12 protein-coding genes are annotated in these 25,951 nt (G+C 61.7%); 8 read left to right on the forward strand and 4 right to left on the reverse strand.

Going from position 1 to position 25,951, the window contains the following annotated elements; genetic code table 11:
- Positions 1–182 precede the first annotated feature (182 nt).
- From PMI28_RS06865 to dsbG, 4 genes are all read left to right on the forward strand, one after another.
- Entirely contained in the window at positions 183–1,151 is a 969-nt protein-coding gene (locus tag PMI28_RS06865) for a tetratricopeptide repeat protein (RefSeq protein ID WP_007990138.1), read from the forward strand.
- A gap of 139 nt (positions 1,152–1,290) precedes the next feature.
- The gene (gene dsbD / locus PMI28_RS06860) at positions 1,291–3,033 is read left to right on the forward strand and encodes a protein-disulfide reductase DsbD (RefSeq protein ID WP_007990140.1); all 1,743 of its coding nucleotides are present in this window, start codon (positions 1,291–1,293) and stop codon (positions 3,031–3,033) included.
- Entirely contained in the window at positions 3,033–3,887 is an 855-nt protein-coding gene (locus tag PMI28_RS06855; RefSeq protein ID WP_007990142.1) for a TlpA disulfide reductase family protein, read from the forward strand. Before dsbD ends, PMI28_RS06855 begins: the two co-directional genes overlap by 1 nt.
- Positions 3,863–4,630 carry a thiol:disulfide interchange protein DsbG gene (gene dsbG / locus PMI28_RS06850; protein ID WP_007990144.1) on the forward strand — a complete coding sequence of 256 codons (768 nt, stop codon included), beginning with the start codon at positions 3,863–3,865 and terminating at the stop codon, positions 4,628–4,630. Before PMI28_RS06855 ends, dsbG begins: the two co-directional genes overlap by 25 nt.
- Before the next feature lie 151 nt (positions 4,631–4,781).
- Here the strand turns inward: dsbG and PMI28_RS06845 are convergent, their stop codons facing one another.
- Positions 4,782–17,780 (reverse strand): non-ribosomal peptide synthetase, encoded by a 12,999-nt coding sequence (locus tag PMI28_RS06845; protein ID WP_007990145.1) that lies wholly within the window; start codon positions 17,778–17,780, stop codon positions 4,782–4,784.
- 380 nt (positions 17,781–18,160) lie between these two features.
- Here PMI28_RS06845 and PMI28_RS06840 point away from each other — a divergent pair, with 380 nt between their 5' ends.
- Positions 18,161–18,709, forward strand: a complete 549-nt coding sequence (locus PMI28_RS06840) for an RNA polymerase factor sigma-70 (RefSeq protein WP_007990147.1) — start codon at positions 18,161–18,163, stop codon at positions 18,707–18,709.
- Between the two features lie 126 nt (positions 18,710–18,835).
- Here the strand turns inward: PMI28_RS06840 and PMI28_RS06835 are convergent, their stop codons facing one another.
- The 3 genes from PMI28_RS06835 to PMI28_RS06825 all read right to left on the reverse strand — a co-directional run bounded on the left by PMI28_RS06835 (position 18,836) and on the right by PMI28_RS06825 (position 21,463).
- Positions 18,836–19,849 (reverse strand): GNAT family N-acetyltransferase, encoded by a 1,014-nt coding sequence (locus PMI28_RS06835; protein ID WP_007990149.1) that lies wholly within the window; start codon positions 19,847–19,849, stop codon positions 18,836–18,838.
- Between the two features lie 75 nt (positions 19,850–19,924).
- A complete protein-coding gene (locus tag PMI28_RS06830; RefSeq protein WP_033063544.1) occupies positions 19,925–20,743 on the reverse strand; it encodes a substrate-binding periplasmic protein in 819 nt (272 codons plus the stop codon).
- A gap of 93 nt (positions 20,744–20,836) precedes the next feature.
- Positions 20,837–21,463 carry a TetR/AcrR family transcriptional regulator gene (locus tag PMI28_RS06825; RefSeq protein WP_007990153.1) on the reverse strand — a complete coding sequence of 209 codons (627 nt, stop codon included), beginning with the start codon at positions 21,461–21,463 and terminating at the stop codon, positions 20,837–20,839.
- A gap of 178 nt (positions 21,464–21,641) precedes the next feature.
- Here PMI28_RS06825 and PMI28_RS06820 point away from each other — a divergent pair, with 178 nt between their 5' ends.
- The 3 genes from PMI28_RS06820 to atuC are packed head-to-tail and all read left to right on the forward strand — an operon-like array spanning position 21,642 to position 25,946.
- Positions 21,642–23,444 carry an acyclic terpene utilization AtuA family protein gene (locus PMI28_RS06820; RefSeq protein ID WP_007990155.1) on the forward strand — a complete coding sequence of 601 codons (1,803 nt, stop codon included), beginning with the start codon at positions 21,642–21,644 and terminating at the stop codon, positions 23,442–23,444.
- A gap of 12 nt (positions 23,445–23,456) precedes the next feature.
- A complete protein-coding gene (locus tag PMI28_RS06815; protein WP_007990156.1) occupies positions 23,457–24,326 on the forward strand; it encodes an SDR family oxidoreductase in 870 nt (289 codons plus the stop codon).
- A gap of 3 nt (positions 24,327–24,329) precedes the next feature.
- Positions 24,330–25,946, forward strand: a complete 1,617-nt coding sequence (gene atuC, locus PMI28_RS06810) for a geranyl-CoA carboxylase subunit beta (RefSeq protein WP_007990158.1) — start codon at positions 24,330–24,332, stop codon at positions 25,944–25,946.
- Positions 25,947–25,951: the final 5 nt, after the last annotated feature.

The raw sequence follows: 25,951 nt of genomic DNA on the forward strand, positions 1-25,951 counted from the left end.
AAAGTGTTGATTAAAAGGCCACCGGGTTAACTCAGGATTATGCCTTGACCCGGTAACCGCTGTCGTTCTCAAGACAGGTGGCCCGTCGAGTGCGCGATACATATGTACCGCACTCGCGCCTGTTCGCCTGAATAACCTGTGTATCGAACCACCCCAATCAATCATCAACACAGGTATCGATTATGTATACACATTCATCCGCTTTGACGACGCTGTTCGGCTTGCTCAATACGCTTGGCAGGCTGATCGGCCGATTTACCGATCAGCAAGACTCCGCCCGGAAAAAGGGCCTGGAACTTTATAATCTGGGAGAATTCCGCAGTTCGGAGGCCTATCTGACGATTGCCGCGACCGCAGGGGATAGTGAATCGCAGTACGCACTCGCAGAAGTCATCAGACGCCGGGAAAAAAGCCTCGATGAGAAAGATAAAACCCACGCCGACAAAGACTGGTATGCGCGGGCAGCGGCTCAAGGCGACATCTACGCCCTGCTGCGATTGGCAGATAAAGCGTCTCTTGAAAAAGCCAAAACACTTGCGCAAGCACGTGCCGACAGTGGCGACGGCCAAGCCATGCTGCAACTTTATGAAATGACCAAGGATATCGCCTGGCTTAAAAAATCGGCTGAAGCAAATTTTCTGGAAGGGCAATACATACTGGCACTCGTGTATGACAAGGACCACACCCTCATTCCGGATGCGGTTGAACGCAGGACCACTATCGACAGCTGGCTCAAACGTGCCGCCGAGGGAGGCTTTTCCAAAGCGATGCATTGGTACAGCAATCGTCCACCCATCAGCCAGGATCTTCCTGCCAGGAGAGAGTGGGTGATAAAACGGGCGCAATTTAACGATGTAAACGCTGTGCTCGAGTACGGGTATGGGCTCGGTGGTGTCTACGAGGATGAGGACGGAGTCGACACCGAATATGGCTTTGAGAAGGACCTGATCAAAGGTTACGGTCTCATTTGGCTGGTGCTGGACACCACTCGAGAATTTTGGCGATACAACGAGGCGTCGAATAACCTTTCCGAGATTGCGAAAGACATGTCCAGCGCAGACATGGAAGCGGGCAAGGCGTTTGCGCAAGAGTGGAAGGGTACGCATCCCCCAATGTGGGAATGCCGATTGACCTACAGCGATCTTAATTAATCCAGCGAGGGCGATTCGCGCTGCTATTCAGGATTTCAGCGCGAATCAATCCAGCAACCAAATGTGTCCGGTTCGTTAACACCCGGTTAATCGGCGGCCATCATCGTGCCCGACAATAGCAATTTTCAAGGCTCTGTCGATGCGCGGTATTTTTGTTTTTATGATCTGGCTGTTTGCCAGCTTTGCTCAAGCAGCCACCGGGAATAACCCTTTCGAGAGCAAGCCCGACTTTCTGCCCGTCGAAAAAGCCTTTGTCTTCACCTCGGAACGCCTTGAATCCGGTGAAACCCAATTGTTCTGGCAGATCGCCGACGGCTACTACCTGTATCAGCAGCGGCTGAAGTTCGATGGATTGCCTGCCGGGCAGCATCCTGCGCTGCCGCAGGGTGAAGCCCACAGCGACGAGTTTTTCGGTGAACAGCAAGTCTATCGCCAGGGTCTGGAACTGAAGATTCCGGCGGGTGCCAGCGGTCAGATCAAGGTCAGTTACCAGGGCTGTGCCGATGCCGGCTTGTGTTATCCGCCGCAAACCAAAGTCGTGGACCTGAGCAATACCAATGCGTTGAACACGACCACCGAAGCACCCGACCAGGCGCTGGCCAGCAGCCTGCAACAACGGGCGCTGGGCTGGAGCCTTTTGCTGTTCTTCGGCTTGGGCCTGTTGCTGGCCTTCGCGCCTTGTTCTTTGCCGATGTTGCCGATTCTGGCCGGGTTGATTGTCGGCAGTGGCGCCACGCCCAAGCGTGCTTTCGCCCTGGCCAGCAGTTACGTGGTCAGCATGGCGCTGGTGTATGCGGCGATGGGTGTCCTGGCCGCATCCCTCGGGGCGAACCTGCAAGCCTGGTTGCAGAACCCCTGGCTGCTGGGGAGTTTCGCGGCGATTTTCGTGCTGCTGGCACTGCCGATGTTCGGCTTCTTCGAACTGCAACTGCCGGTGGCCTTGCGCGATCGCCTGGAAAACGTCTCGCGCAATCAACGCGGCGGCAGTTTGATCGGCGCCGGGGCACTGGGTGCCCTGTCGGGTCTGCTGGTCGGCCCGTGCATGACCGCACCGCTGGCCGGCGCGCTGCTCTACATCGCGCAAAGCGGTAACGCGCTGCATGGCGGATTGATTCTGTTCGCCATGGGCATTGGCATCGGTGTGCCGCTGCTGTTGCTGGTGACCGTCGGCAATCGCTTCATGCCCAAGCCTGGCGCCTGGATGAACCTGGTCAAAGGCATTTTCGGCTTCCTGTTCCTCGCCACCGCATTGTTGATGCTGCGCCCGGTGCTGGACGAATCCCTGTGGGTCGGCGTGTGTGGTGCGCTGCTGTTGATCGCGGCCTACAGCACCTGGAAACAGTCGGAAGGTTTCGGCCGCACCGCGCACCTGTTTGGCGCCAGTTCGTTGCTGCTCGGTTTATGGGGCGCAATGTTGGTGGTCGGTGCGGCCGGTGGTAGCGATGATCCGTTCAAGCCATTGCAGGTCTACCGCGCCTCGAACCAGGCTGCGGCCGCCGTACCGGTTGGCCACGATGCCTTCACCACCATCAAGGATCCGCAGGCACTGCAACGGGAACTCGACGCCGCGCAGGCTCAGGGCCAGTGGGTGCTGCTCGACTACTATGCCGACTGGTGCGTGTCGTGCAAGGTCATGGAAAAACAGGTCTTCGGCAAAACCCGTGTCCTCGAAGCCTTGAGCGATGTGCGCTTGCTCCGGCTGGACGTCACCGCCGACAATGCCGCCAGCCGCGAACTGCTCGCTCGTTACAAAGTGCCAGGGCCACCGAGCCTGCTGTGGATTGGCGCTGACGGCGAAGAGCGGCGCAGCCAGCGCATCACCGGCGAGGTCGATGCGCAAACTTTCCTGCAACGCTGGACCATCACCCGAGACGCCCGTTAATGCTGACCTTCACCCTCGGCACCTTTGCCATCGCGCTCAATCACCTGCTGTTGATCAGTGCGCTGGCGCTGGCCACTTTTGTTGGCTGGCGGGTGGCCAGGCGTGGGGGTGAAAACCCCGAGTCGGTACTGTTCAGCCTCTTTCTGCTGGGTATGCTGGCAGCCCGAGTCAGCTTCGTGGCGGTCTATTGGGCGCACTATCGCAATAATCCGTGGCAGGTCATCGACCTGCGCGATGGCGGTTTCCTCGCCTGGCCGGGGGTGATTGTCGTTTTGCTTGCCACGCTGTATCGCGGCTGGCGTCGCCCGGGTTTACGCCGTCCATTGGGCTTTGGTGTGGTCAGCGGCCTGGCGTTCTGGCTGTTGGCGACGTTCTCACTGTCGATTTATGAACAAGGCACACGCCTGCCGGAAATCACCTTGAAAAACGCCGCCGGAGAAGTCGTGCAATTGGCCGACTACAAGGGGGGCCCGTTGGTGATCAATCTCTGGGCCACCTGGTGCCCGCCATGTCGCCGTGAAATGCCGGTGCTGGAAAACGCCCAGCAACACCGGCCGGACCTGACGTTCCTGTTCGTCAATCAGGCGGAAAGCATGCAAAGCGTTGCGACCTTTCTGGAAACCCAGGGCCTGAGCCTGACCAACGTGCTGTTCGACGGCGGCGGGCGTCTGAGCCAGGCCGTCGGTTCCATGGCATTGCCGACTACGCTGTTCTATAGCCCCGAAGGTCGTCTGCTGGGCAGTCATCTGGGCGAGCTGTCGGAAGCCAGCCTGGCCCGCGCACTGGAAAACTTCGACACCGTTCCCGTCACCTCTTCAAGGAAACTGCCATGCCCCGCCTCCGCCACCTGCTGACCCTGAGCCTCGGTGCTGCCCTGTTGCACCTGCCGTCGGTACAGGCCGAAGAGTTGCCCGATGCCATCAAGAAAATCGAGGCCAAGGGTGCGAAAATCGTCGGTCAGTTCGATGCCCCCGACGGCTTGCGCGGTTATGCCGCGCAATACCAGAGCCGCGGCATGGCGCTGTACCTGACTCCGGATGGCAAACACGTGTTGCTGGGCAACTTGTATGACGCCGAAGGCAATGACCTGAGCAGCGCGCCATTGCAGAAACTGGTGTACGCACCGATGGCCAAGGAAGTCTGGGCCAAGTTCGAAACCAGCAACTGGATCGGCGACGGCAAAAAGGATGCGCCGCGCGTGGTGTACCTGTTCAGTGACCCGAACTGCCCGTACTGCAATATGTTCTGGGAACAGGCCCGGCCGTGGGTCAAGGCTGGAAAGGTGCAACTGCGTCACATCATGGTAGGCATCATCCGCGAAGACAGCCCGGGGAAATCCGCCGCACTGCTAGCGGCCAAAGACCCGGAAAAAGCCCTGCAGGATCACGAAGCCGCTGGCAAGGACAGTTCGCTCAAGGCCTTGAAAGATGTGCCGCCAGCGATTCAGGCAAAATTCGCGGCCAACATGCAATTGATGGAAGAGCTGGAGCTGCAGGCGACGCCAGCGATTTTCTACATGGACGACAAGGGCAATCTGCAACAGCAGCAAGGCGCGCCCTCGCCGGACAAGTTGGTGAAGATTCTCGGGCCGAAGTAGTTTTACCTACAGATTTGCGATGACAGTACTGACGCCTTCGCGGGCAAGCCCGCTCCCACAAGGGGTAGTGGTGAACATATGATTTGTGCACACCAGAACTCCCTGTGGGAGCGGGCTTGCCCGCGATGAGGCCGGTACAAACACTAGAGAATCACAGCGCCTCCAGCTCCGCCATCAGATCATTCAAGCGATCCACCTTCTCCTCGGTGATCTCGCTCACCATCAACCCGTCGATGTACTGGGCCAACTCCTCCACCGTGCTGCACTCGAACATCGCCCGCAACGGCACATCCCGTTGCAGGGTTTTCTGCACCCGCGAGGCAATCTGCGTGGCCAGCAGCGAATGCCCGCCCAACTCGAAGAAATTGTCGCGAACGCCCACCTTCTCGACCTTCAACACCTCGGCCCAGATGCCCGCCAGGGTTTGCTCCAGGTCATTGCGCGGTGCCTGGTAATCCTGGCTGTGCATCTGGCCAATCTCCAGCGCCGGCAGGGCCTTGCGGTCGAGTTTGCCGTTGGTGTTGAGCGGCAGCTTGTCCAGCCACAGCCAGTGCAGCGGCACCATGTATTCCGGCAGTTCGGCGCGCAGGCGTTGCTTGATGCGCTCCAGGCATTCAGCGCAATTGAGCGCTGAATCGACCGCCACCAGATAACCCACCAGATGCTTGCCGTTCGCGCCGTCCTGCACACCGACCGCCGCATCGCGGACTTCCGGTTGTTCGTGCAGGCGTGCTTCGATTTCACCCAGCTCGATGCGATAGCCGCGAATCTTCACCTGGTGGTCGATGCGCCCGACATACTCCAGCACGCCGTCACTGCGACGGCGGGCCAGGTCGCCGGTGCGATACAGGCGCTCACCCGGTGCGCCGAACGGGTTCGGCACAAACACCGGTGCCGTGCGCAGCGGATCGCCGACATAGCCACGACCGACTCCGGTCCCCGCCACGCACAGTTCACCCACCGCACCCAGCGGCACCAGTTCCAGCGCTCCGTCGAGCAGGTACAACCTGTTGTTGTCGGTCGGCGTGCCGATCGGCAGGTAACTGCCGCGAGTCGAGGCCAGGTCAACGCGGAAGAACGCCACGTCATCCGAACACTCCGCCGGGCCATATGCATTGACCAGGCCGATCTGCGGATAGCGCAACAGCCATTGATGCGCCAGCTCCGGCGGCATCGCCTCACCCGTTGGCAACATCCAGCGCAGGCCTTCGAGGCTCATGCGTTCCTGGGCGAGCATGCCCTGGATCAGTGACGGCACGCTTTCCAGCACAGTGATGCCCTGGCTCTGCACATGGGCCAGCAAGCCCTGTGGGTCGTGGGCAATGGTGTTCGGCACGATGTCCACCCGTGCGCCGAACAACGGCGCGGCGAGGAACTGCCAGACCGAAATATCAAAGCTTTGCGAAGCGGTTTGCGCGATCACGTCGGCGTCGCTCAGGTTCAGGTACGGCACCTTGCTCAATTGGTTATTGAGCATGCCGCGCTGTTCGACCATCACGCCTTTCGGCAACCCCGTGGAACCGGAGGTGTAGATCACGTAGGCGAGGTTATCCGCAGCACTGTAGATGCCAGGATTGTCCACTGACAGCGCAAGGGCCTGAACCTCCTCCCAGACCAGCAGCCGTGGCCGGCTGGAGCAGCCAGACTCGTCGAGCAAGGCCTGCGCCTGTTCACGGCACGCTTGCGTGCACACCAGCAAAGGTGTGCGACTCAGTTCGATGATCCGGCTCAGGCGCTGACTCGGCAAACCCGGGTCCAGCGGCAGGTAACCCGCACCCGCCTTGAAGCTGCCGATGATCATGCCCAGCAAATCGAGGCTGCGTTCGGCCAGCAACGCCACCGGTTGATCGCGCCCGACACCGGCGGCGATCAACGCATGACCGAGACGGTTACTGCGTTGGTTCAGCTCAAGATAACTGTGTTGGCGGTCAAGACAACTGGCGGCAATCCGCTGCGGGTGCCTGGCGACCTGCGTTTCAAACAATGCAACGTAGCTCTGCTCCAGCGGATACGGGTGTTCGCTCTGGTTGCAGCCATGGATGAGGAAGTCCTGCTCTTCGGCCCCCAGCAACGGCAGGTCGGCCATGTCGCCATGGAAACCTTCCACCAACGCCAACAGCAATCGCTTGAACTCACCGAGCATGCGCTCGACCGTGGCCTCATCGAAGTAGCGCTGGTCGTAGGACAGGTGCAAGCCCAGGTCATCACCCGGATAGCACACGGCCGTGAGCGGGAAGTTGGTATGCGTGCGGCCCGAATCCGACGTCGCGTTGAGGCTCTGCGCACGGTCCAGCACCGAGACTTCCACCGGGGCGTTTTCGAACACGAACAGGCTGTCGAACAACGGCTGGCCTTTGGGCAATTCGCTCTGTTCCTGGATGTCCACCAGCGGCAGGTATTCGTACTCACGCAGTTGCATGTTGTTGTCGAGCAGACCGCTGAGCCACTGGCGCACGCTGCAACGCTGGCCATCCTCAGGCATTTTCACCCGCAGCGCGACACTGTTGATGAACAGGCCGACGGTACGCTGCATTTGCGGCATGTCCACCGGACGCCCGGCCACGGTGACGCCGAACAGCACGTCGCGATCACCGCTCAAGCGCCGCAGCACCAGGGCCCATGCCGCCTGGGCGAAGGTGTTGATCGTCAGTTGATGCGCCTGGGCCAGTTCGCGCAATTGCGCGCCGTCACGGGCATCGAGCCTTGTGTAGCGGTCGCCGACGATCATGCCGCCGCTGTCGCCGGCATGTTCACGCAGCAATGGCCGGTCGCTTGGGATCGGTGTGGTCCGTTCGAAACCTTGCAGGTTGGCTTTCCACCATTGGCGCGCTTCGGCCAGGCTCTGATGCTGCAGCCAGCCGATGTAGTCGCGATAACGTGACACAAGCCCAAGCTGCACTTCCCGGCCTTCGCCGAGGGCGCTGTAGATTTCGAAGAAATCGTTCATCAGCAGCGAACGGCACCAGGCATCGATGAGAATGTGGTGGTTGCTCATCATGAACCAGTAGCGCGCCGCGCCGACCCGGATCAGACGCAAGTGGAACGGTGCCTGGTTGAGCAGATCGAACCCGGCCTCGCGTTCGGTCTTGAGCAAGGTTTGCAATTTCGACTCTTGCTCGGCTTCGGCGAGATCGCTCCAGTCGAGGTATTCGATCGGCGTGCTGCCCGGTTTGTGGATCACTTGCAACATGGCTTCACCGACGTTCCAGCAGAACGAGGCGCGCAATGCTTCATGGCGGGCGATCACCGCTTGCCAGGCCTGGGCGAAACGCTGCGGGTCGAGTTCGCTGTTGATGCGGTAACGGTCCTGCATGTAATACAGGCCGGTGCCCGGTTCCAGCAAAGTGTGCAACAGCATGCCTTCCTGCATCGGGGTCAACGGGTAGACGTCTTCGATGACGGCGGCCGGGACCGGCAGCGCATCCAGTTGTGTCTGATTGAGCTGCGCCAGCGGGAAGTCCGACGGTGTCAGGCCACCGGCATCGTCGCGCAGGCAATGCCCGATCAGGCTTTGCAGTTCGCCGAGGTACGCGTCAGCCAACTCGTTGATCGTCTGCGGGTCAAAGCGTTCAGCGCTGAAGGTCCAGCGCAGCACCAGTTCACCGCCATACACCTGACTGTCGACGCTCAGCTCATTGGGCAATAGTGCATTGGCATCATGGGCCGCGCCGATGGCTTCATCCAGCGGATGGAACAGCGCGTCCGCCCCGAAGCTCTGGTCGAACTGGCCGAGGTAGTTGAAAGTAATCAGCGCCACCGGCAACGCCGCCATGCTGTGGCGACTCTGATCATCGGCGAGATAGCGCAGCACGCCATAACCCAGGCCCTTGTGCGGGACGGCACGCAGTTGTTCCTTGATCGCCTTGATCGACGCGCCTTGCCCGGCGGCTTCTTCAATGTTCGACGGCGTCAGGCGCAGCGGATAGGCGCTGGTAAACCAGCCGACGGTGCGGGTCAGGTCGATGTCGTCGAACAGCACTTCGCGGCCGTGGCCTTCCAGTTGAATCAGCGCCGATGGCTGACCGCTCCAGCGGCACAGCACGCGGGCCAACGCGGTCAGCAGCAGGTCGTTGACCTGGGTGCGATAGGCACTCGGCGCCTGTTGCAGCAGTTGCCGGGTGCGCTCGCTGTCGAGGCGCACGCTGACGGTTTGCGCATGCCGGTTCTGCCGTGCGCCCTCGGGACGATCACACGGCAATTCGGCACTTGGCCCGGCCAGTTGCGCTTGCCACCAGCCCAGTTCTTCACGCAGGGATTCGCTACCGGCGTAGGCCTGCAAGCGTGCGGCCCAATCCTTGAAGGCACTGGTTTTCGCCGGCAGTTTCACCGACTGTTGCGCGTCCAGTTGGCGATACACGGTTTGCAGGTCATCCAGCAGCACCCGCCACGACACACCGTCCACCACCAAGTGGTGGATAGCGATGAACAAGCGTTGCTGACCTGCGGGACCATCGACCAGCAACACGCGCAGCAACGGCCCCTCTTCCAGGTCGAGGCTGCGCTGGGCATCGGCGAACAACGCCGCGCATTTGTCCATGGACGAAACGCGCACCTGCCACAGTACCGGTGCATCGAAAACAGATGGGTGCATGGCCTGCCATTGGCCGGCAAGGTTGCTGAATCGCAGGCGCAAGGCGTCGTGCTGCTCGATCACCGCCAGCATCGCTTGCTCCAGACGATGGGGTTCCAGCGTCACGGCCGGTTGCATCACCAACGCCTGGTTCCAGTGTTGGTGTTGCGGGATATCGCTGTCGAAGAACCAGTGCTGGATCGGCGTCAGACGCGACTCGCCGATGATCAAGCCTTGCTCGGCGCTGACCTGCTCGCTGCGGGTGGCCACGGCGGCAAGGGTCTGCACGGTCTGGTGCTGGAACAGCTCACGCGGGCTGAAGTGAATGCCCTGCTGCCGTGCCCGGCTGACCACCTGGATCGACAGAATCGAGTCACCGCCCAGTTCGAAGAAGTTGTCGTTGAGGCCAACCTGACCGACGTTGAGCACTTCGCACCAGATCTGCGCGAGCGTGATTTCGAGCTCGTTGCCGGGCGCCACGTAGTGTTGGCGATTGAGCTCCGGATCCGGCGCCGGCAGTGCGCGGCGGTCGAGTTTGCCGTTGGCGGTCAGCGGCATGCTGGCCAACAGGATCAGGTGCGTGGGCACCATGTAATCCGGCAGTTGCGCTTTCAAACGGGCCTTGAGCGATTCACGCAAAGCGGTTTGCTGCGCTTCGTCTTGCTCAGCGAAATCCGTTACCAGATAGCCGACCAGTTGCTTGCCGCTCGGTGCATCGAGTGCCAGCACCACGGCCTCGCGAATCGACGCATGCTCCAGCAGACGGGTTTCGATCTCGCCCAATTCGATACGGAAACCACGAATCTTCACCTGGTGGTCGATCCGCCCGAGGTATTCCACCAGGCCGTCGGCCCGCTGACGCACCAGGTCGCCGGTGCGGTAGATACGCCCGCCGCTGGCGGCAAACGGATCGGCCACGAACCGCTCCGCGGTCATCCCCGGACGCTGGTGATACCCCTGGGCCAGACCCGCGCCGCCGACGTACAACTCACCCGTCGCACCTTGCGGCAGCAACGCCAGATCGGCGTCGAGAATATAGGCCACGCGGTTACCGATCACGCTGCCGATCGGCACGCTGCCGGCGCCCTCTTCCAGCACTTCAGGGGCGCGGCTGGCCAGCGGCATGACCACGGTTTCGGTTGGGCCGTAGGCGTTGAAGAACTGGCTCGGCTGGAACGCTGCGCGAATCCGCGCCAGGTGTTCACCGGTCAGCGCTTCGCCGCCGGTGATGATCATCCGCACCGGCAGGGTTTCATTTTGCGTTGCCAGCCATTGCGCCAACTGGCTGCCGTAGCTCGGCGTGAAACCGAGGACGTTGATGTGATGACGACGGATCAGGCCACAGATTTCTTCCGCATCCCACTGCCCTTGAGCCCGCAGTACCACTTGCGCACCGCTGAGCAGCGGCACCAGCAAACGTTCGGTGGCGGCGTCGAAGTTGATCGAATAGAAGTGCAGCTCGCAGTCGTCGGGGCGCATGCTGAAACGCTCGATCACGGCGCGGCAATGCATGGCGATTTCGCCGTGGGACACCACTACGCCTTTCGGCTTGCCGGTCGAGCCCGAGGTGTAAATCAGGTAGGCCTGATGCTGCGGCAGGCTGGTCAATGGCAACTCGGTGGCCGGATAGCCGGCCAGTGCAGCGGCGTCCTCTTCAAGACAGCAGCGACCGACGCTCGCCGGCAACTCGCCCAGGGCCTTGAACATCGTCGCATCGCTGAGCAGCAGACCGATGCCGCTGTCTTCGATCATGTAGTGCAGGCGTTCCAGCGGGTATTCCGGATCCAGCGGCACATAAGCGCCGCCGGCCTTGAGGATCGCCAGCAGGCCGACGACCATTTCCAGCGAGCGCTCAAGTGCCAGGCCCACACGAACCTGCGGTCCGACGCCGCGCTCGCGCAGCATCCACGCGAGGCGATTGGCGCGGCGGTCGAGTTCGGCGTAGCTAAGGGTTTGTCCGGCGAAGGTCAGCGCCGGAGCATCCGGACGCGCCTGGGCCTGTTCGCTGAATAGATGATGAATGCACTGATCGAGTCGATGCTCACCCGGTTCGATGCCAAGACTGTCGAGCAGATGTTGTTGTTCCCCGGCGTCCAGCAGCGGCAGCTCGCTCAAGCGCTGTTGCGGATCGGCAATCAGTGCCTCCAGCAGATTGCGCCAATGCCCGGCCATGCGGGCGATGCGCGGTTCGTCGAACAGATCGGTGCTGTAGGTCAGACAGCAACCCAGGCGATGGTCGAGGTCAGTGACTTCCAGGTTGAGGTCGAACTTGGTTGCGCGGGCATCGTTGACCAGGTACTCGACCGTCATACCGGCCAGGGTTCGGCTTTGCTGGAACTCCCAGCGCTGCACGTTGCACATCACCTGGAACAACGGGTTGTAGGCCGCGCTACGCGGTGGTTGCAAGGCTTCCACCAAATGATCGAATGGCAGGTCCTGATGGGACTGGCCTTCGATCACCGTGTGCCGGACCTGCTCGAACAGCTCGCCCACGGACATCTGCCCGTCGAGCTGGCAACGCAGCACTTGAGTATTGAGGAACGCGCCGATCAGCCCTTCGCTTTCCGGACGAATGCGGTTGGCTACCGGGGCGCCGATGCGCAAATCGGTCTGGCCGCTGTAGCGGTACAGCAGCGTCGCCAGGGCGGTGGTCATGGTCATGAACAGAGTCAGGCCGTGTTGTGCGTTGAAGGCGCGGACCCGTGCCGCGAGGTCGTCGCTCAGGTCGAACCGGTACAACTCCCCCTGATGGCTTTGCACCGGCGGACGCGGACGGTCGGCCGGCAACTCCAGCAACGGGTGTTCGCGGCCCAGCTGCGTGGTCCAGTAATCGAGCTGGCGCTGACGCTCGCCGGACTCCAGCCACTGACGTTGCCACACGCTGTAATCCAGGTACTGCACTGGCAACGGCGCCAGTGGTGATTCACGATCATCGACGAACGCTTCGTACAGCGCGCTGAGTTCCCGGGCAAAAATGTCCATCGCCCAGCCTTCGGTGACGATGTGGTGCAGGGTCAGAACGAAGTAGTGTTCCTGTTCGGTGGTCTTGACCAGGCAGGCGCGCAGCAACGGTCCGGTTTCCAGATCGAACGGCTGGTGCGCTTCGTCGTCGGCCAGTTGCTGAACCTGCCACTCGCGGCTTTCGGCATCCAGCGCGGTGAGATCCTTCCACGCCATGTGCACGCCGGATTGCGCGTGCACGTGTTGGCGGGCGACGCCGTCAATGCTCGGGAACGTGGTGCGCAGGGTTTCGTGGCGCAGAATCAGGGCTTGCAGCGCGGCTTCGAAACATGCGACGTCGAGCACGCCGCGCAGCCGCGCCATGCCGCCGACGTTGTACGCCGGGCTGTCCGGCTCCAGCTGCCAGAGAAACCACATGCGTTGCTGGGAATAGGACAGCGGCACCGCTTGGCGGCGGTCGACTTGTTCAATCGGCAACTGTTTATTGGTGCGGCCGCTGGCCTGGTTCAGGCGAACCTGTTCGGCAAACGCAGCGAGTTCGCTGTGTTCGAACAGCACCCGCAGCGGCAACTCGACGTCGCAGGCCTGGCGGGTGCGGGAGATGATTTGCGTGGCCAGCAATGAGTGGCCACCGAGTGCAAAGAATTCATCGCGCAGGCCGACTTGTGTCAAACCCAGCACTTCGCGCCAGATACCGGCGATGTGTTGTTCCAGCTCCGTCACGGGTTCAACGTGTTCGCGAACCTGCCACTGCGGTTCCGGCAAGGCGCGACGGTCGAGTTTGCCGCTCGGGCTGAGGGGCATTTCGTCCAGGCGCATCAGTTGCGCCGGTACCATGTATTCCGGCAGTTCGGCGGCCAATGCGCTTTTCAGGCGCGCAGATTGGTCGGCTTCGTCCCCGGCATTGTCCGCAGCGGTGTAGTAACCGATCAGCTGCGCACCGGCCACGGTTTCGCGCACCAGCACCACGGCTTGCGCAACCCCCTCCCGGGCCAGCAGGCGCGCTTCGATTTCCTCTGGTTCGACCCGGAACCCGCGCAGTTTGACCTGCTGATCGAGACGGCCGAGGTATTCGATCACGCCGTCCGCCGTCCAGCGCGCCCGGTCACCGGTGCGGTACAGGCGCGTGCCCGGCTCGCCCAATGGGTCGACCACGAATCGTTCAGCGGTCAATGCCGGGCGACCGAGGTAACCACGGGCTAAACCAATGCCGCCGATGCACAGCTCACCCGCCACGCCGGCCGGAACGGGGTTGAGATCGCCGTCGAGCACGCGGCAGATCACATTACCCAGCGGCCGGCCAATCGGCGAGCGTTCGCCGTCGGCGCTGGAGCACTGCCAATGCGTGACGTTGATCGCGGTTTCAGTCGGTCCGTAGCGGTTGTGCAGTTGCACCGCCGGCAGTTGTGCCAGCACACGATTGCGCAGCTCCGCAGGCAAGGCTTCGCCTCCGGAGAACAGCCGACGCAGGCTAGTGCATTCAGCGCTGAGCGGTTCATCGATGAACAACGAAAGCAGCGGCGGCACGAAGTGCAACGTGGTCACGCCGTGTTCTTGCACAAGCTGCGCGATGCGATACGGATCGCGGTGTTCACCGGGGCCGGTGATCAACAGCTTGCTGCCGGTGATCAGCGGCCAGAAGCACTCCCACACCGACACGTCGAAACTGATCGGCGCCTTTTGCATCAGCACGTCGGTTTCGTTCAGGTGATACGTGTCCTGCATCCATTGCAGGCGCTCGGCCAGCGCCGCGTGGGTGTTACCGACGCCTTTGGGCTGGCCGGTGGATCCCGAGGTGTAAATCACGTAGACGAGGTTGTCGCCCTGCAGGCGCAACCCCGGCGCGTGGCTTGGCCAGCGGTCCAGATGCAAGGTGTCCATGGCGATCACGCTGACGCCCTCGCAGGCCGGCAAGCGCTCGAGCAATCGGGTTTGCGTCAGCAGCAATTCAACGCTGCTGTCACTGAGCATGTAGGCCAGGCGCTCGGCCGGGTAATCCGGGTCCAGCGGTACATAAGCACCGCCAGCCTTGATGATCGCCAGCAGGCCGATCAGCAGTTGCGGCGAACGTTCGCAGGCGATGGCCACGCAGACGTCCGGGCCGACGCCTTTGTCGCGCAGGTAATGGGCCAGACGGTTGGCCTGAGCGTGCAGTTCGGCGAAGTCCAGGCTGCCGCCGTCCCACACCAGCGCGGTGTGCTGCGGCGTCTGGCGCGCTTGCTCATTGAGCCATTCGGGCAGCCATTGACTGGCTGCTGTGCACGGTGCGATGGCCCACCCCGATTGTTGCTGCTGCTCGGTAACCGTCATCAGTTGCAGGTCGCCAATGGCAGTTTTCGGTTGCTCGCAGACCGCCCGCAACAGGTTGCTGAAGTGTTCGGCCAGGCGCTCGATGGTCGTGACGTCGAACAACTCGCTGGCGTAGTCAAAGGACAAGGTCAGGCGACCATTGCGGTCTTCTTCACTGTGCAACTGCAAATCGAACTTGGCTTCGCGGCTGTGCCACGGCAGCTCTTCGGCCAACAATCCCGGCAGCCGGCGCAAGGCGCTCAAGTCCCGTTGCTGATGGTTGAACATGACCTGGAACAGGCCCTGCTCGCGGGCCTGCGGGAAGGCTTCCAGCAGTTGCTCGAATGGCAGGTCCTGATGGGCCTGGGCGCCCAATGCGGCGTGTCGGGTTTGCGCCAGCAGCTCAACGAATGGCAGGCGCGAATCCACCTCGGCGCGCAACACCTGGGTATTGATGAAGAAGCCAATCAGCCCTTGGGTTTCCAGGCGCGGGCGGTTGGCATTGGGCACGCCGATGCGGATGTCCCGTTGGCCGCTGTAGCGGTGCAACAGGCTCTGGAACACTGCAAGCAGCAGCATGAACGGTGTGGATTCATGGGCCTGGGCGGTCTGGCGAATGGCTTCGCTGAGGGGGGCGCCCAGACGCACCGTGTGTCGTGCAGCGCTACGCAGTTGCTGCGCCAAGCGCGGATGATCGGTGGCCAGGCTCAACGCTGGATGCTCCTCGCCCAACTGTGCTTTCCAGTAAGCCAGTTGCCGCTCGCTCTCCCCTTGCGCCAGCCATTGGCGCTGCCAGCTGGCGTAATCGGCGTACTGCGTCGGCAACGGCGCCAGCACCGCTTGCTGCCCCTGGCAGGCGGCCGCATACAGGCGCGAGAACTCGTCGATCAGCACATTCAGCGACCAGCCGTCAGCGATGATGTGGTGCATCGTCACCAACAACTGATGATCTTCGTCGTCGAGGCGTACCAGCGTCACCCGCAGCAGCGGGCCTTTCTCCAGATCGAACCGGGTACGCGCTTCATCCTCGCGGATTTGCTGCGCGCGGGATTCACGCTCGGCAGCAGGCCGGTCGCTGATGTCGATCATGTGCAAATTGAACTGGCCAGCCGCATCGACCTGTTGCAGCGCCACGCCATCACGCTCGAAGAATCGCGTGCGCAGGGATTCGTGGCGCTCGATCAACTGCTGGAAACTGCTGCGCAAGGCGTCCTCATCCAGCTCGCCGCGCAGGTGCAAGGCACCGGGAATGTTGTAGGCGCTGCTTTGGGGGTCGAGTTGCCAGGTGATCCACAGGCGGTTTTGTGCCAGGGATTGCGGCATCGGTTGCAGGCGCGACAGCGCGGTGATCGCACCCTGGGCCAGGCCACCGTCCTGTTGCAGATTGGCCACGACATCGGCGAATGCGCCGAGGGTCGGCGCTTCGAACAGCAGGCGCAGGTTCAACTCCAGACCGAGTTCTTCGCGCAGGCGCGCCACCACTTGCGTCGCCGCAATGGAGTTGCCGCCGAGCAGGAAAAAATGATCGTCGGCGTCCACCCGCCCGACCTGCAACTGCTCACACCAGATGCGACCGATCAGGCTTTGCAGCTCGGAGCCCGACTCGATCTGGCCTGCGCTCTCGGTGTTGGCCGACGGGAACACCGCGTAGCTGTCGAGATTGCCGTCCGCCAGGCGGCTGCGGCACGCCGAGCGTTGCACTTTGCCGCTGGATGTCTTGGGCAGCGCGCCCGGATTGAGCAGCACCACCACGCTCGGTGCTTCCTGATACGCCTCGGCGACGGCCTGGCGAATGGCTTTGATCAAGGACTCGGGTGGCAGGATTTTCTGCACGCTGCGGCTGATTTCGGCGGCGATGCCGATGCCTTCCTGACCCTCGATCGAGACAGCGAAGGCGGCAACCCGCCCCTTGCGCACCACTTCCACTTCGCGCTCGACGGTCTGCTCGATGTCTTGCGGGTACAGGTTGTGCCCGCGCACGATCAGCAGGTCTTTCAGGCGCCCGGTGATGAACAGCTCGCCGTTGCGCATGAAGCCCAGGTCACCGGTTCGCAGCCAGGTCTGGCCGGCGTGCCGGACGAAGGTCCTGGCGGACGCCTCGGGGTTGCGCCAGTAGCCGAGGGCGATGCTCGGCCCGCTGGCCCAGACTTCACCGACGGCGTTGTCGGTCTGTTCGGTGAGCGTGACCGGGTCGATGATCAGCACGGCGTGCGCCGGTTGGCTGATACCGCAACTCATGATCGGGCTGCCCTCGCCCGCTTCGACACGGTTCTGCGCCAGGGCCTGATCGTCCACCCGCAGGTTGCCGATGCCTTGGCCACGCGTTGTGCCGGCCACGAACAATGTGGCTTCGGCCAGACCATAGGAGGCCATGAAACTGTCTGCGGTGAAGCCGCAGGTCGCGAACTTCTCCGTGAAGCGTTCCAGGGTGTCGAGGCGAATCGGTTCGGAACCGGAATACGCCACGCGCCAGCCACTCAGATCGAGCCGCTCCAGAGCCGTCTCGCTGACCCGTTCGCTGCACAAGCGATAGGCAAAATCCGGCCCGCCGCTGATGGTGCCGCCGTACTCGCTGATCGCTTCCAGCCAGCGCAACGGCCGGCCAAGGAAGTACGCCGGGGACATCAACACGCAAGGCACGCCGCTGAAAATCGGCTGCAACAGGCCGCCGATCAGACCCATGTCGTGATACAGCGGCAGCCAGCTGACGATAACGTCATCGGGGTTCAGGTCAATGCCGAAACCGTGGCGAATCAGCAGTTCGTTGGCCACCAGATTGCCGTGGCTGACTTGCACGCCTTTGGGCAATGCGGTGGAGCCGGAGGTGTATTGCAGAAAAGCAATGTGATCGTCCTGCAAATCCGCCGCGACCCAGCGCTCGGCCAGTGCACCGTCGAGGGTATCGACACACAGCAACGGCGGCGCCCCGTCGATTGGCTGCAATGCATCGCGCAGTCCGGCACTGGTCAGCAGCAGGCGCGGTTGGGCATCGTCGATGATCGACAACAGGCGTTCCTGGTGATGACGCCGCGTCGACTCCGGCGGATAGGCCGGCACTGCAATCACCCCGGCGTACAGGCAACCGAAAAACGCCGCGACGTAATCCGGGCCGCTGGGGAACAGCAACACGGCGCGGTCGCCAACATCCGCTTGAGCCTGCAACGCGCCGGCTATCGTTCGCGCCCGCTGATCCAGTTCGCGATAGCTGAGCACCACCATTTGTTCCGGAGTCTCGGCGAGAAAACGCAAGGCCACCCGATCCGGTGTCAGTGCCGCACGGCGCTGAAGGGCCTGGACCATTGTGCTGGGGAGTTCGAACGCGTCGGTCATGAGGTTTCCTGCCTGATTTCGGCTGTAGGAGCGAGCTTGCTCGCGAAAAAAGGAGAACGCCGCGGAGTGTCAGGCGCCCATCGCCATCGTTGACGACCATCGCGAGCGAGCTCGCTCCTACAGGGTTATGAGAATTGCGCTGTTCCATTCACCAATGAGAACGGATGACGTCTTGAATTAATTAGTCGCCAGACCGGAACACAAAGCGGACTGAAGTGAGTCAGCGTGTCGCAGTTCTCGCTCTGCATCTTTGTAGCGCACTAGTTCTTCTTCTCATTTGACAATCATTATCATTACGCCTAATTTGTCGCTCGATGTGTAGGACGGCCCCCCCGGTTTATTCGCCGTCCCACCAACCTTTTGGCAGCAGGGTGATTTCCATGATGGAACCAGTATCCACAAGCAGGTGCGATACACCGCTACTTCAGGCATTCGTCGACAATCGATTGATTCTGGTGAAGATTGCCGCCCGAATTACCGGTTGCCGCTCACGTGCCGAAGATGTTGTGCAGGACGCATTCTTCCGGCTGCAATCGGCCCCGCCCATCACCAGTTCGATCAAGGCCCAGCTCAGCTACCTGTTCCAGATCGTGCGCAACCTGGCGATCGACCATTACCGCAAGCAGGCGCTGGAACAGAAGTATTCCGGCCCTGAAGAGGAAGGTCTGAATGTGGTGATCCAGGGTGCGTCACCGGAAACTTCGCACATCAATTTCTCGACGCTGGAGCACATTGCCGATGCGTTGACGGAGTTGCCGAGCCGCACCCGCTACGCCTTCGAGATGTATCGCCTGCACGGCGTACCGCAAAAAGACATCGCCAGGGAACTCGGCGTCTCGCCGACCCTGGTGAACTTCATGATTCGTGATGCGCTGGTGCACTGCCGCAAGGTGTCGGGCAAGCGTGGCGATGCGGCTTCCCGCCAATAAGATCTGAAATCTGCGTCGCGCCCTTCGCGAGCAAGCCCGCTCCCACAGGGTGTGCGCTGAACCTGTGGGAGCGGGCTTGCTCGCGAAGGCTGACTCAAGACCGCAACGAATCTTGAGCCTCAAGCATCAAGCCAGTGCGCAGCGATCAAAAAACCGCTCCCGCCCCAACACCATCAAGGCCGCGCGCTTGTGCGGGAAGTCGAACTCTTTCTCGCAGTGAAAGCACTGGTTTTGCATGTACCCGATCATCTTCGCGTTATCGGCACGAGGCTCGGCAACCACGCGCTGCGTGCGCGGATCATCGAGAAACAGGTAATGCACCAGCGCCGATAACCAGCTCGCCACCTTGTGCGGACCGCGATGATTTTCCTCACCCACCAGCATGTGAATGCCACGGTCGTAGTCGTTGACCTCATAGAACGGCGCGATGCGATCTTCCCTGGCCCAATAAGCCTCGAAATAAGCAAACGGCTGATCGTCGAAACTACCGATGAGCGTTAACGTGTGCGGGTCGGCCTCGAGTTTGTTCAGGTATTCGCGATGCTGTTCGAGGCTGCCCTCCTCCTGCCAGAAACTGGCGACGCGCGGGCTGTTCTGCCAACGGTTGAAGCGTGCCAGGTCTTGCTCGATTTCCAGCGTGCGCAGGGAAACCCAGGTGCCTAGCCGCGCATCGAAGCGTCGATACACTTCACCACGGGGTTTGACCGGCCGCCGTGGATGACGCTTGCCGTCGCTCATGAGCATTTGCTGCGGATAGCTGCCGGTCAGTGAATGCCTCAGCCACGGCTGCGGCAACTGCCAGAACAAGGTGCGCTCGCAGTGATACTGGCCGCTGATGGAGGTCGGAATCAGCAAGCCGCTGAACACGGCTTCGTTCGGCACGTCTTGCAGTTGCCAGACCAGGCGCTGACAGTCGGGGTCGCGGGCGAACAGCCAGTAACAGGCCGCCCACAACGCCTGCCCTTCAGGGCGACCGAAACGCTCTTGCAGTTGCACGTGCAATTCGGGGCCACGCATCAGCCGCAGGGTGAGCAACGGTTGCCCCTCCAGGCTGAGACTCAGGCGACTTGGCGTTTCATCAGCGGCAAGACGACTGCCTGTCGGCAGACACAGGGCAGTCAGGTCATTCAGATTGGGCATGGATCAGGCTCACGATAATCGTCGACAGTTCAACGAGGTGACGTGAGCCACGGCGGGAAATTTAGGAAAAGACCATCACTTCGCGACCTGTTGAGCCGGTTCGTTGTGCGGGATCGGCACAATCGCAATCTTGTACGGATCGAAAATCCTCAGCATCTGGCCGTTGTCCCGCAAGCCTTGCAACAACTTGCCGAAGGCCTCGCCGCTGATGGGCGCAGTCGGACGCAGAATTGCGTAGTGGTGATAGACCTGATCGATGCGATCGGACGCCAACAACTTCTTGGCGACATCCGGATTGCGCAAAAAATAGTCGTTCAGGTAAGAGCGCGTGACCAGGGCAATGTCGGCCCGGTCGCGTAATACCATCAGCAGATTGCTGTCATGGGAATAGGTCAGCGTGGCGTTGTAGTTTTTCGCGAGGTACTGGGGGTCGGCATTGAAATTGGCGAATTCGTAGTGATAGCCACTGAACAATGCCAGACGCTTGCCGTTCAGGTCGGCAAAATAGCTTTGCTGTCGATCGGGCAGGCGTTGCGCGACAAAAATCTCGGCGTCCTCCAGCCCCATGTCGACGGCCGTGTGAGGAATATCCTCCCAACCCCAGGCGGGATTTTCGAAGATGGCCATGTCGACCCGGTCCTGCTTGAAGTCACCGAAGCGTCGGGGAATGGAAGTGGGTACCAGGACAAACTGGTAGTCACTTTGCGATGCGTTCAGCGCCTCGACCAGTTGCGGTAGCAACCCGGTATCGGCCCCGGATTCCGGGCGCACGGTGTAGGGCGGAAAGTGCGCGGCACCAATGCGCACCTGTTGCGCAGCCTGGGACGGTATCACCGTTGACGCTGCAAGCATCGCCAGCAAAAGCTGCGAGGCTGTCCGAATTGGCAAACCCATCAAAACGACCCCACTCCCCAATAAAACGGCATCAATGCATTCAAGCTAGGCGGTTTCGTCCGAATAGCCAGTTTAATGTTGGCCAACACTAGCTTATTGCCGCTCTTCCAGCACCAGAATCAATGCCTCATCGGCCAACTGATCGAGGCTCATGCTGCCATCGGCGCGAAACCACGTCGTGGTCCAGGACAATGCGCCGGTCAGGAACCTTCGGGTGATGAACACATCACCGCGGATAAACCCGGCGGCCTTGGCTTCACCCAGTACTTGCAGCCAGATGTCTTCGTAGATGTCCCGCAGCGCCAGGACCTTGGCCTGGCCGTCTTCAGACAACGAGCGCCATTCGTAGACCAGCACGGCCATGGCCTCGCCGCTGCCGCCCATGATCGACTGCAATTCACACCGGATCAGCGCCAGCACCCGCTCGCGCACATTGCCGGCCTCGGCGATGGCCGCACGCATCAACGCGGTGTTGTAGCGTATGGTTTCTTCCATCACGGCGCGCAGGATTTCGTCCTTGCTTTTGAAGTGATGGAAAATACTCCCGGACTGAATGCCCACGGCGCCGGCCAGATCGCGCACGGTCGTGCGTTCATAGCCTTTATTGCGGAACAGGTGGGCCGCCACTTGCAGCAGCTTGCCACGGGCGCTGTCCGGGTCGGTCAATTGGCCGCTGTCCACCAATTCGCGCATGACCCTCAGGGCTTTTTGCTCGTCCACCCGTTCTCTCCTACAGTCGATCAATCAATAACGCCGATCCCCCCGAAAACAGCGGGATTGCGCGGGCAATTTAAGCTCATGGATGCAACCAAGCAAGCGCTTGGGCAGAAGATAATCAAGTCATTTACAAACCAAGCGCTTGCTTGGTAATGTCGACGCACTTCGGTTGGAGATGGCTATGGAATGGACTGCGCCAAAAACAATTCGCATCGGCTGCGCCAGCGCCTTCTGGGGCGATACCTCGACCGCTGCCGCGCAACTGGTCAATCACGGGCATCTGGATTATCTGGTCTTTGATTACCTGGCCGAGATCACCCTGTCGATCATGGCAGGTGCGCGGATGAAAGATCCCCAGGCCGGTTACGCAGGCGACTTCATCGAAGTCCTCGCGCCCTTGTTGCCGCAGCTCGCGGAACACAATATCCGGGTCATCAGCAATGCCGGCGGGGTCAATCCCCAAGCCTGCGCCGCCGCCCTGCAAGCGGCCTGCGACAAGGCCGGGGTGGCCCTGAAGATCGCCGTGCTGCTGGGTGACGACCTGCAACCGCAATTCAAACAGCTGGGCAACCTGGGCATTCATGAAATGTTCAGCGGCGCGCCCCTGCCATCGATGTGCGTCTCGACCAATGCCTACCTCGGTGCACCCGGCATCGTCGAAGCCTTGCGTCTGGGGGCGGACATCGTAATCACCGGGCGCGTGGTCGACAGTGCCGTGGTCAGCGCTGCGCTGGTGCATGAGTTCGACTGGTCGTGGCACGACTACGACAAGCTCGCCCAGGCAGCATTGGCCGGGCACATCATCGAATGCGGCGCCCAGTGCACGGGCGGCAACTTCACTGATTGGCGCGACGTCCCCGACTACGAACATATCGGCTTTCCCATCGTCGAAGTCAGCGCCGACAGCCAGTTCATCGTCAGCAAACCCGAAGGTACCGGCGGGCTGGTCACACCGCTGACGGTGGGCGAACAGATGTTGTACGAAATCGGGGACCCGCGTGCGTATCTGCTGCCCGATGTGGTGTGCGATTTCACTCAGGTCAAACTGCTGCAACAAGGCAAGAACGCAGTGCAGGTGCACGGTGCCAAAGGCCTGCCACCGACGGCTCAATACAAGGTCAGCGCGACGTACCCCGATGGTTTTCGCTGCACCGCCAGTTGCCTGATTGCCGGCATCGATGCCGTCGACAAGGCACGGCGCGTCAGCGATGCGATCATCAACAAGACTTCGGAAATGTTCCGCCAGCGCGGCTGGGCGCCGTACAGCGATGTGAATATCGAGTTACTGGGCAGCGAGGCCACCTACGGCCCTCACGGCCAGCGTCAGGACAGCCGCGAAGTGGTGATCAAACTCGCCGTGCGCCATCCGGACAAGCAGGCCTTGATCGTGTTCTCCCGGGAAATCGCCCAGGCCGCCACCGGCATGGCGCCGGGGCTGACCGGGATTGTCGGTGGGCGGCCGACGGTGTATCCGCTGATCCGGCTGTTCTCGTTCCTCATCGACAAAACCGCCTGCACGCTGGACATTGATTTCATGGGCCGGCGCCACCGGTGTGCCCTGCCCGCCCTCGATGTGCTCGACCCGCTGGACCTGCCAGTCCCGCTCGCCGCGCCGAAACCGATTGGCCAGGCCGACGCCAGCGTGGCCCTGGTCAAACTGGCGGTCGCCCGTTCCGGTGACAAGGGCAACCACAGCAACATCGGGGTCATGGCCCGCGCTCCCGAATATCTGCCATGGATTGCCGAAGCCCTGACGCCGGAAGTGATCGTCGACTGGATGGGCCACGTCCTCGATCCAATCCACGGGCGGGTTGAACGCTGGTACTTGCCCGCCAGCCACAGCCTGAATTTCCTGCTGGAAAACGCCCTCGGCGGCGGCGGTGTCGCCAGCCTGCGAATCGATCCGCAAGGCAAGGCCTTCGCCCAGCAACTGCTGGAAATCCAGATTCCGGTGCCCCAGCGCATCGCCGACCAGCTCAACTAGAGGATTGCCGCCATGGCCTACGATTCGATTTTCAAAGCCGATTTGTTTGCCGGCCAAAACATCATCGTCACCGGGGGCGGCAGTGGCATCGGCCGCTGCACCGCCCACGAACTGGCAGCCCTCGGCGCCCATGTGCTGCTGGTCGGGCGCAAGGCCGACAAGCTGAAAACCGTTGCGGCGGAGATCGCCGAAGACGGCGGCAAGGCCGATTGGGCGGTTTGCGACATCCGCGAGGAAGAACCGGTGCAGCACCTGGTCAGCGAATTGATCCGCAAACATGGCCCCATTCATGGCCTGGTCAATAATGCGGGCGGGCAGTACCCGTCGCCCCTGGCCTCGATCAATCAGAAGGGCTTCGAAACCGTGATGCGCACCAATCTGGTGGGTGGTTTCCTGATGGCCCGGGAAGTGTTCAACCAGTCCATGAGCAAGCACGGCGGCGCCATCGTCAACATGCTCGCCGACATGTGGGGCGGCATGCCCGGCATGGGGCACTCCGGCGCGGCACGTTCGGGCATGGACAACCTGACCAAGACCGCCGCGTACGAATGGGGTTATGCCGGGGTGCGGGTCAACGCCGTGGCGCCGGGCTGGATTGCCTCCAGCGGCATGGACACTTACGAAGGCGCATTCAAGGCTGCGATTCCGACTTTGCGCGAACACGTGCCGCTCAAGCGCATCGGCACCGAATCGGAAGTCAGCGCGGCGATTGTTTTTCTGCTCAGCCCGGCAGCGGCGTTCGTCAGCGGCAGCACCTTGCGCATCGACGGCGCCGCCAGCCTCGGTGGCCGTGCCTGGCCGATTCACAAAGCGACCAACAGCGAGTCGTACAACGGTTTCCACCGCGCCTACTTGCCAGACGTGTTGAAGGACAAGGAATAACCCATGCCGGTGATTCAGTCGCAACTCGACCCCCACAGCGAGCCGTTCGCCCAGAACCGTGCGGCGATGCTGAACGCCATCGAGCAAGTCCGCGCGCTCGAACAGAACCTGCTGAACAAGGCTGCCGAAGCCAAGCCCAGATTCGAAAAGCGCGGCCAACTGCTGCCCCGCGAGCGCCTCAATCTGCTGCTGGACCCCGGCGCGCCGTTTCTCGAACTGGCCAGCCTGGCCGGCTATAAGCTGCACGACGACAAGGATGGCAGCTCCGCCGGAGGCGGCTTGATCGCTGGCATTGGCTATGTCTGCGGCGTGCGCGTGCTGGTGGTGGCGAACAACAGCGCAATCAGGGGCGGGACCATTTCCCCCGCCGGTTTGAAAAAATCCCTGCGCCTGCAACAGATCGCCATGGAAAACAAACTGCCGGTGATCACCCTCGCCGAAAGCGGCGGCGCCAACCTCAATTACGCGGCGGAGATTTTCGTCGAAGGCGCACGCAGCTTTGCCAATCAGGCGCGGATGTCGGCCATGGGGTTGCCGCAGGTCACCGTGGTGCACGGCTCGGCCACGGCGGGCGGTGCCTATCAGCCGGGGTTGTCCGATTACGTGGTGGTGGTGCGCGGCAAGGCCAAGCTGTTTCTCGCCGGCCCGCCACTGCTCAAGGCTGCCACCGGTGAAGTCGCGACCGATGAAGAACTGGGCGGCGCCGAGATGCACGCACAAACCGCCGGCACCGCCGAATACCTGGCGGAGAGCGATGCCGACGGCGTGCGCCAGGTGCGCGAGATCGTCAGCCTGTTGCCGTGGAACCAGCAATTGCCTCACCTGCCCGAACGGCATTGGGAAGAGCCGCTCTACCCCATCGACGAATTGCTGGGCCTGATCCCGGATGACCCGAAAAAACCTTACGACGTACGCGAAATCATCGCCCGTCTCGCCGACGCTTCGAACTTCCTTGAATTCAAAGGCGAGTTCGATCAGCAGACCGTGTGCGGCCACCTGAAAATCCAGGGCCGCGCCTGTGGCTTCATCGGCAACAACGGCCCGATCACGCCCAAGGGTGCGAGCAAGGCCGCCCAGTTCATCCAGTTGTGCGACCAGAGCCAGACGCCGCTGCTGTTTTTCCACAACACCACCGGGTTCATGGTTGGCACCGAATCGGAGCAACAAGGCGTGATCAAACACGGCGCGAAGATGATTCAAGCGGTGGCCAACGCCCGGGTGCCGAAGCTGACCATCGTCGTCGGTGGCTCCTACGGCGCGGGCAACTATGCAATGTGCGGGCGCGGCCTCGACCCGCGTTTCATCTTCGCCTGGCCCAACAGCCGCACCGCCGTGATGGGTGGCGCGCAAGCGGGCAAAGTGCTGCGCATCGTCACCGAGGCCAAACAGGCCAAGGACGGTCTGGTGCCCGATCCGAAAATGCTCGACATGCTGGAACAGGTCACCGCGCAGAAACTCGACAGCCAGTCCACGGCGCTCTACGGCAGTGCCAACCTGTGGGACGACGGCTTGATCGACCCGCGCGATACCCGGACCTTGCTGGGTTATCTGCTGGATATCTGTCACGAGGCCGAGGTGCGGCCATTGCAAGCCAACAGTTTTGGCGTAGCCCGGTTCTAGGCCGG

The sequence above is a fragment of the Pseudomonas sp. GM48 genome, from assembly GCF_000282335.1.
Taxonomy (GTDB): Bacteria; Pseudomonadota; Gammaproteobacteria; order Pseudomonadales; family Pseudomonadaceae; genus Aquipseudomonas.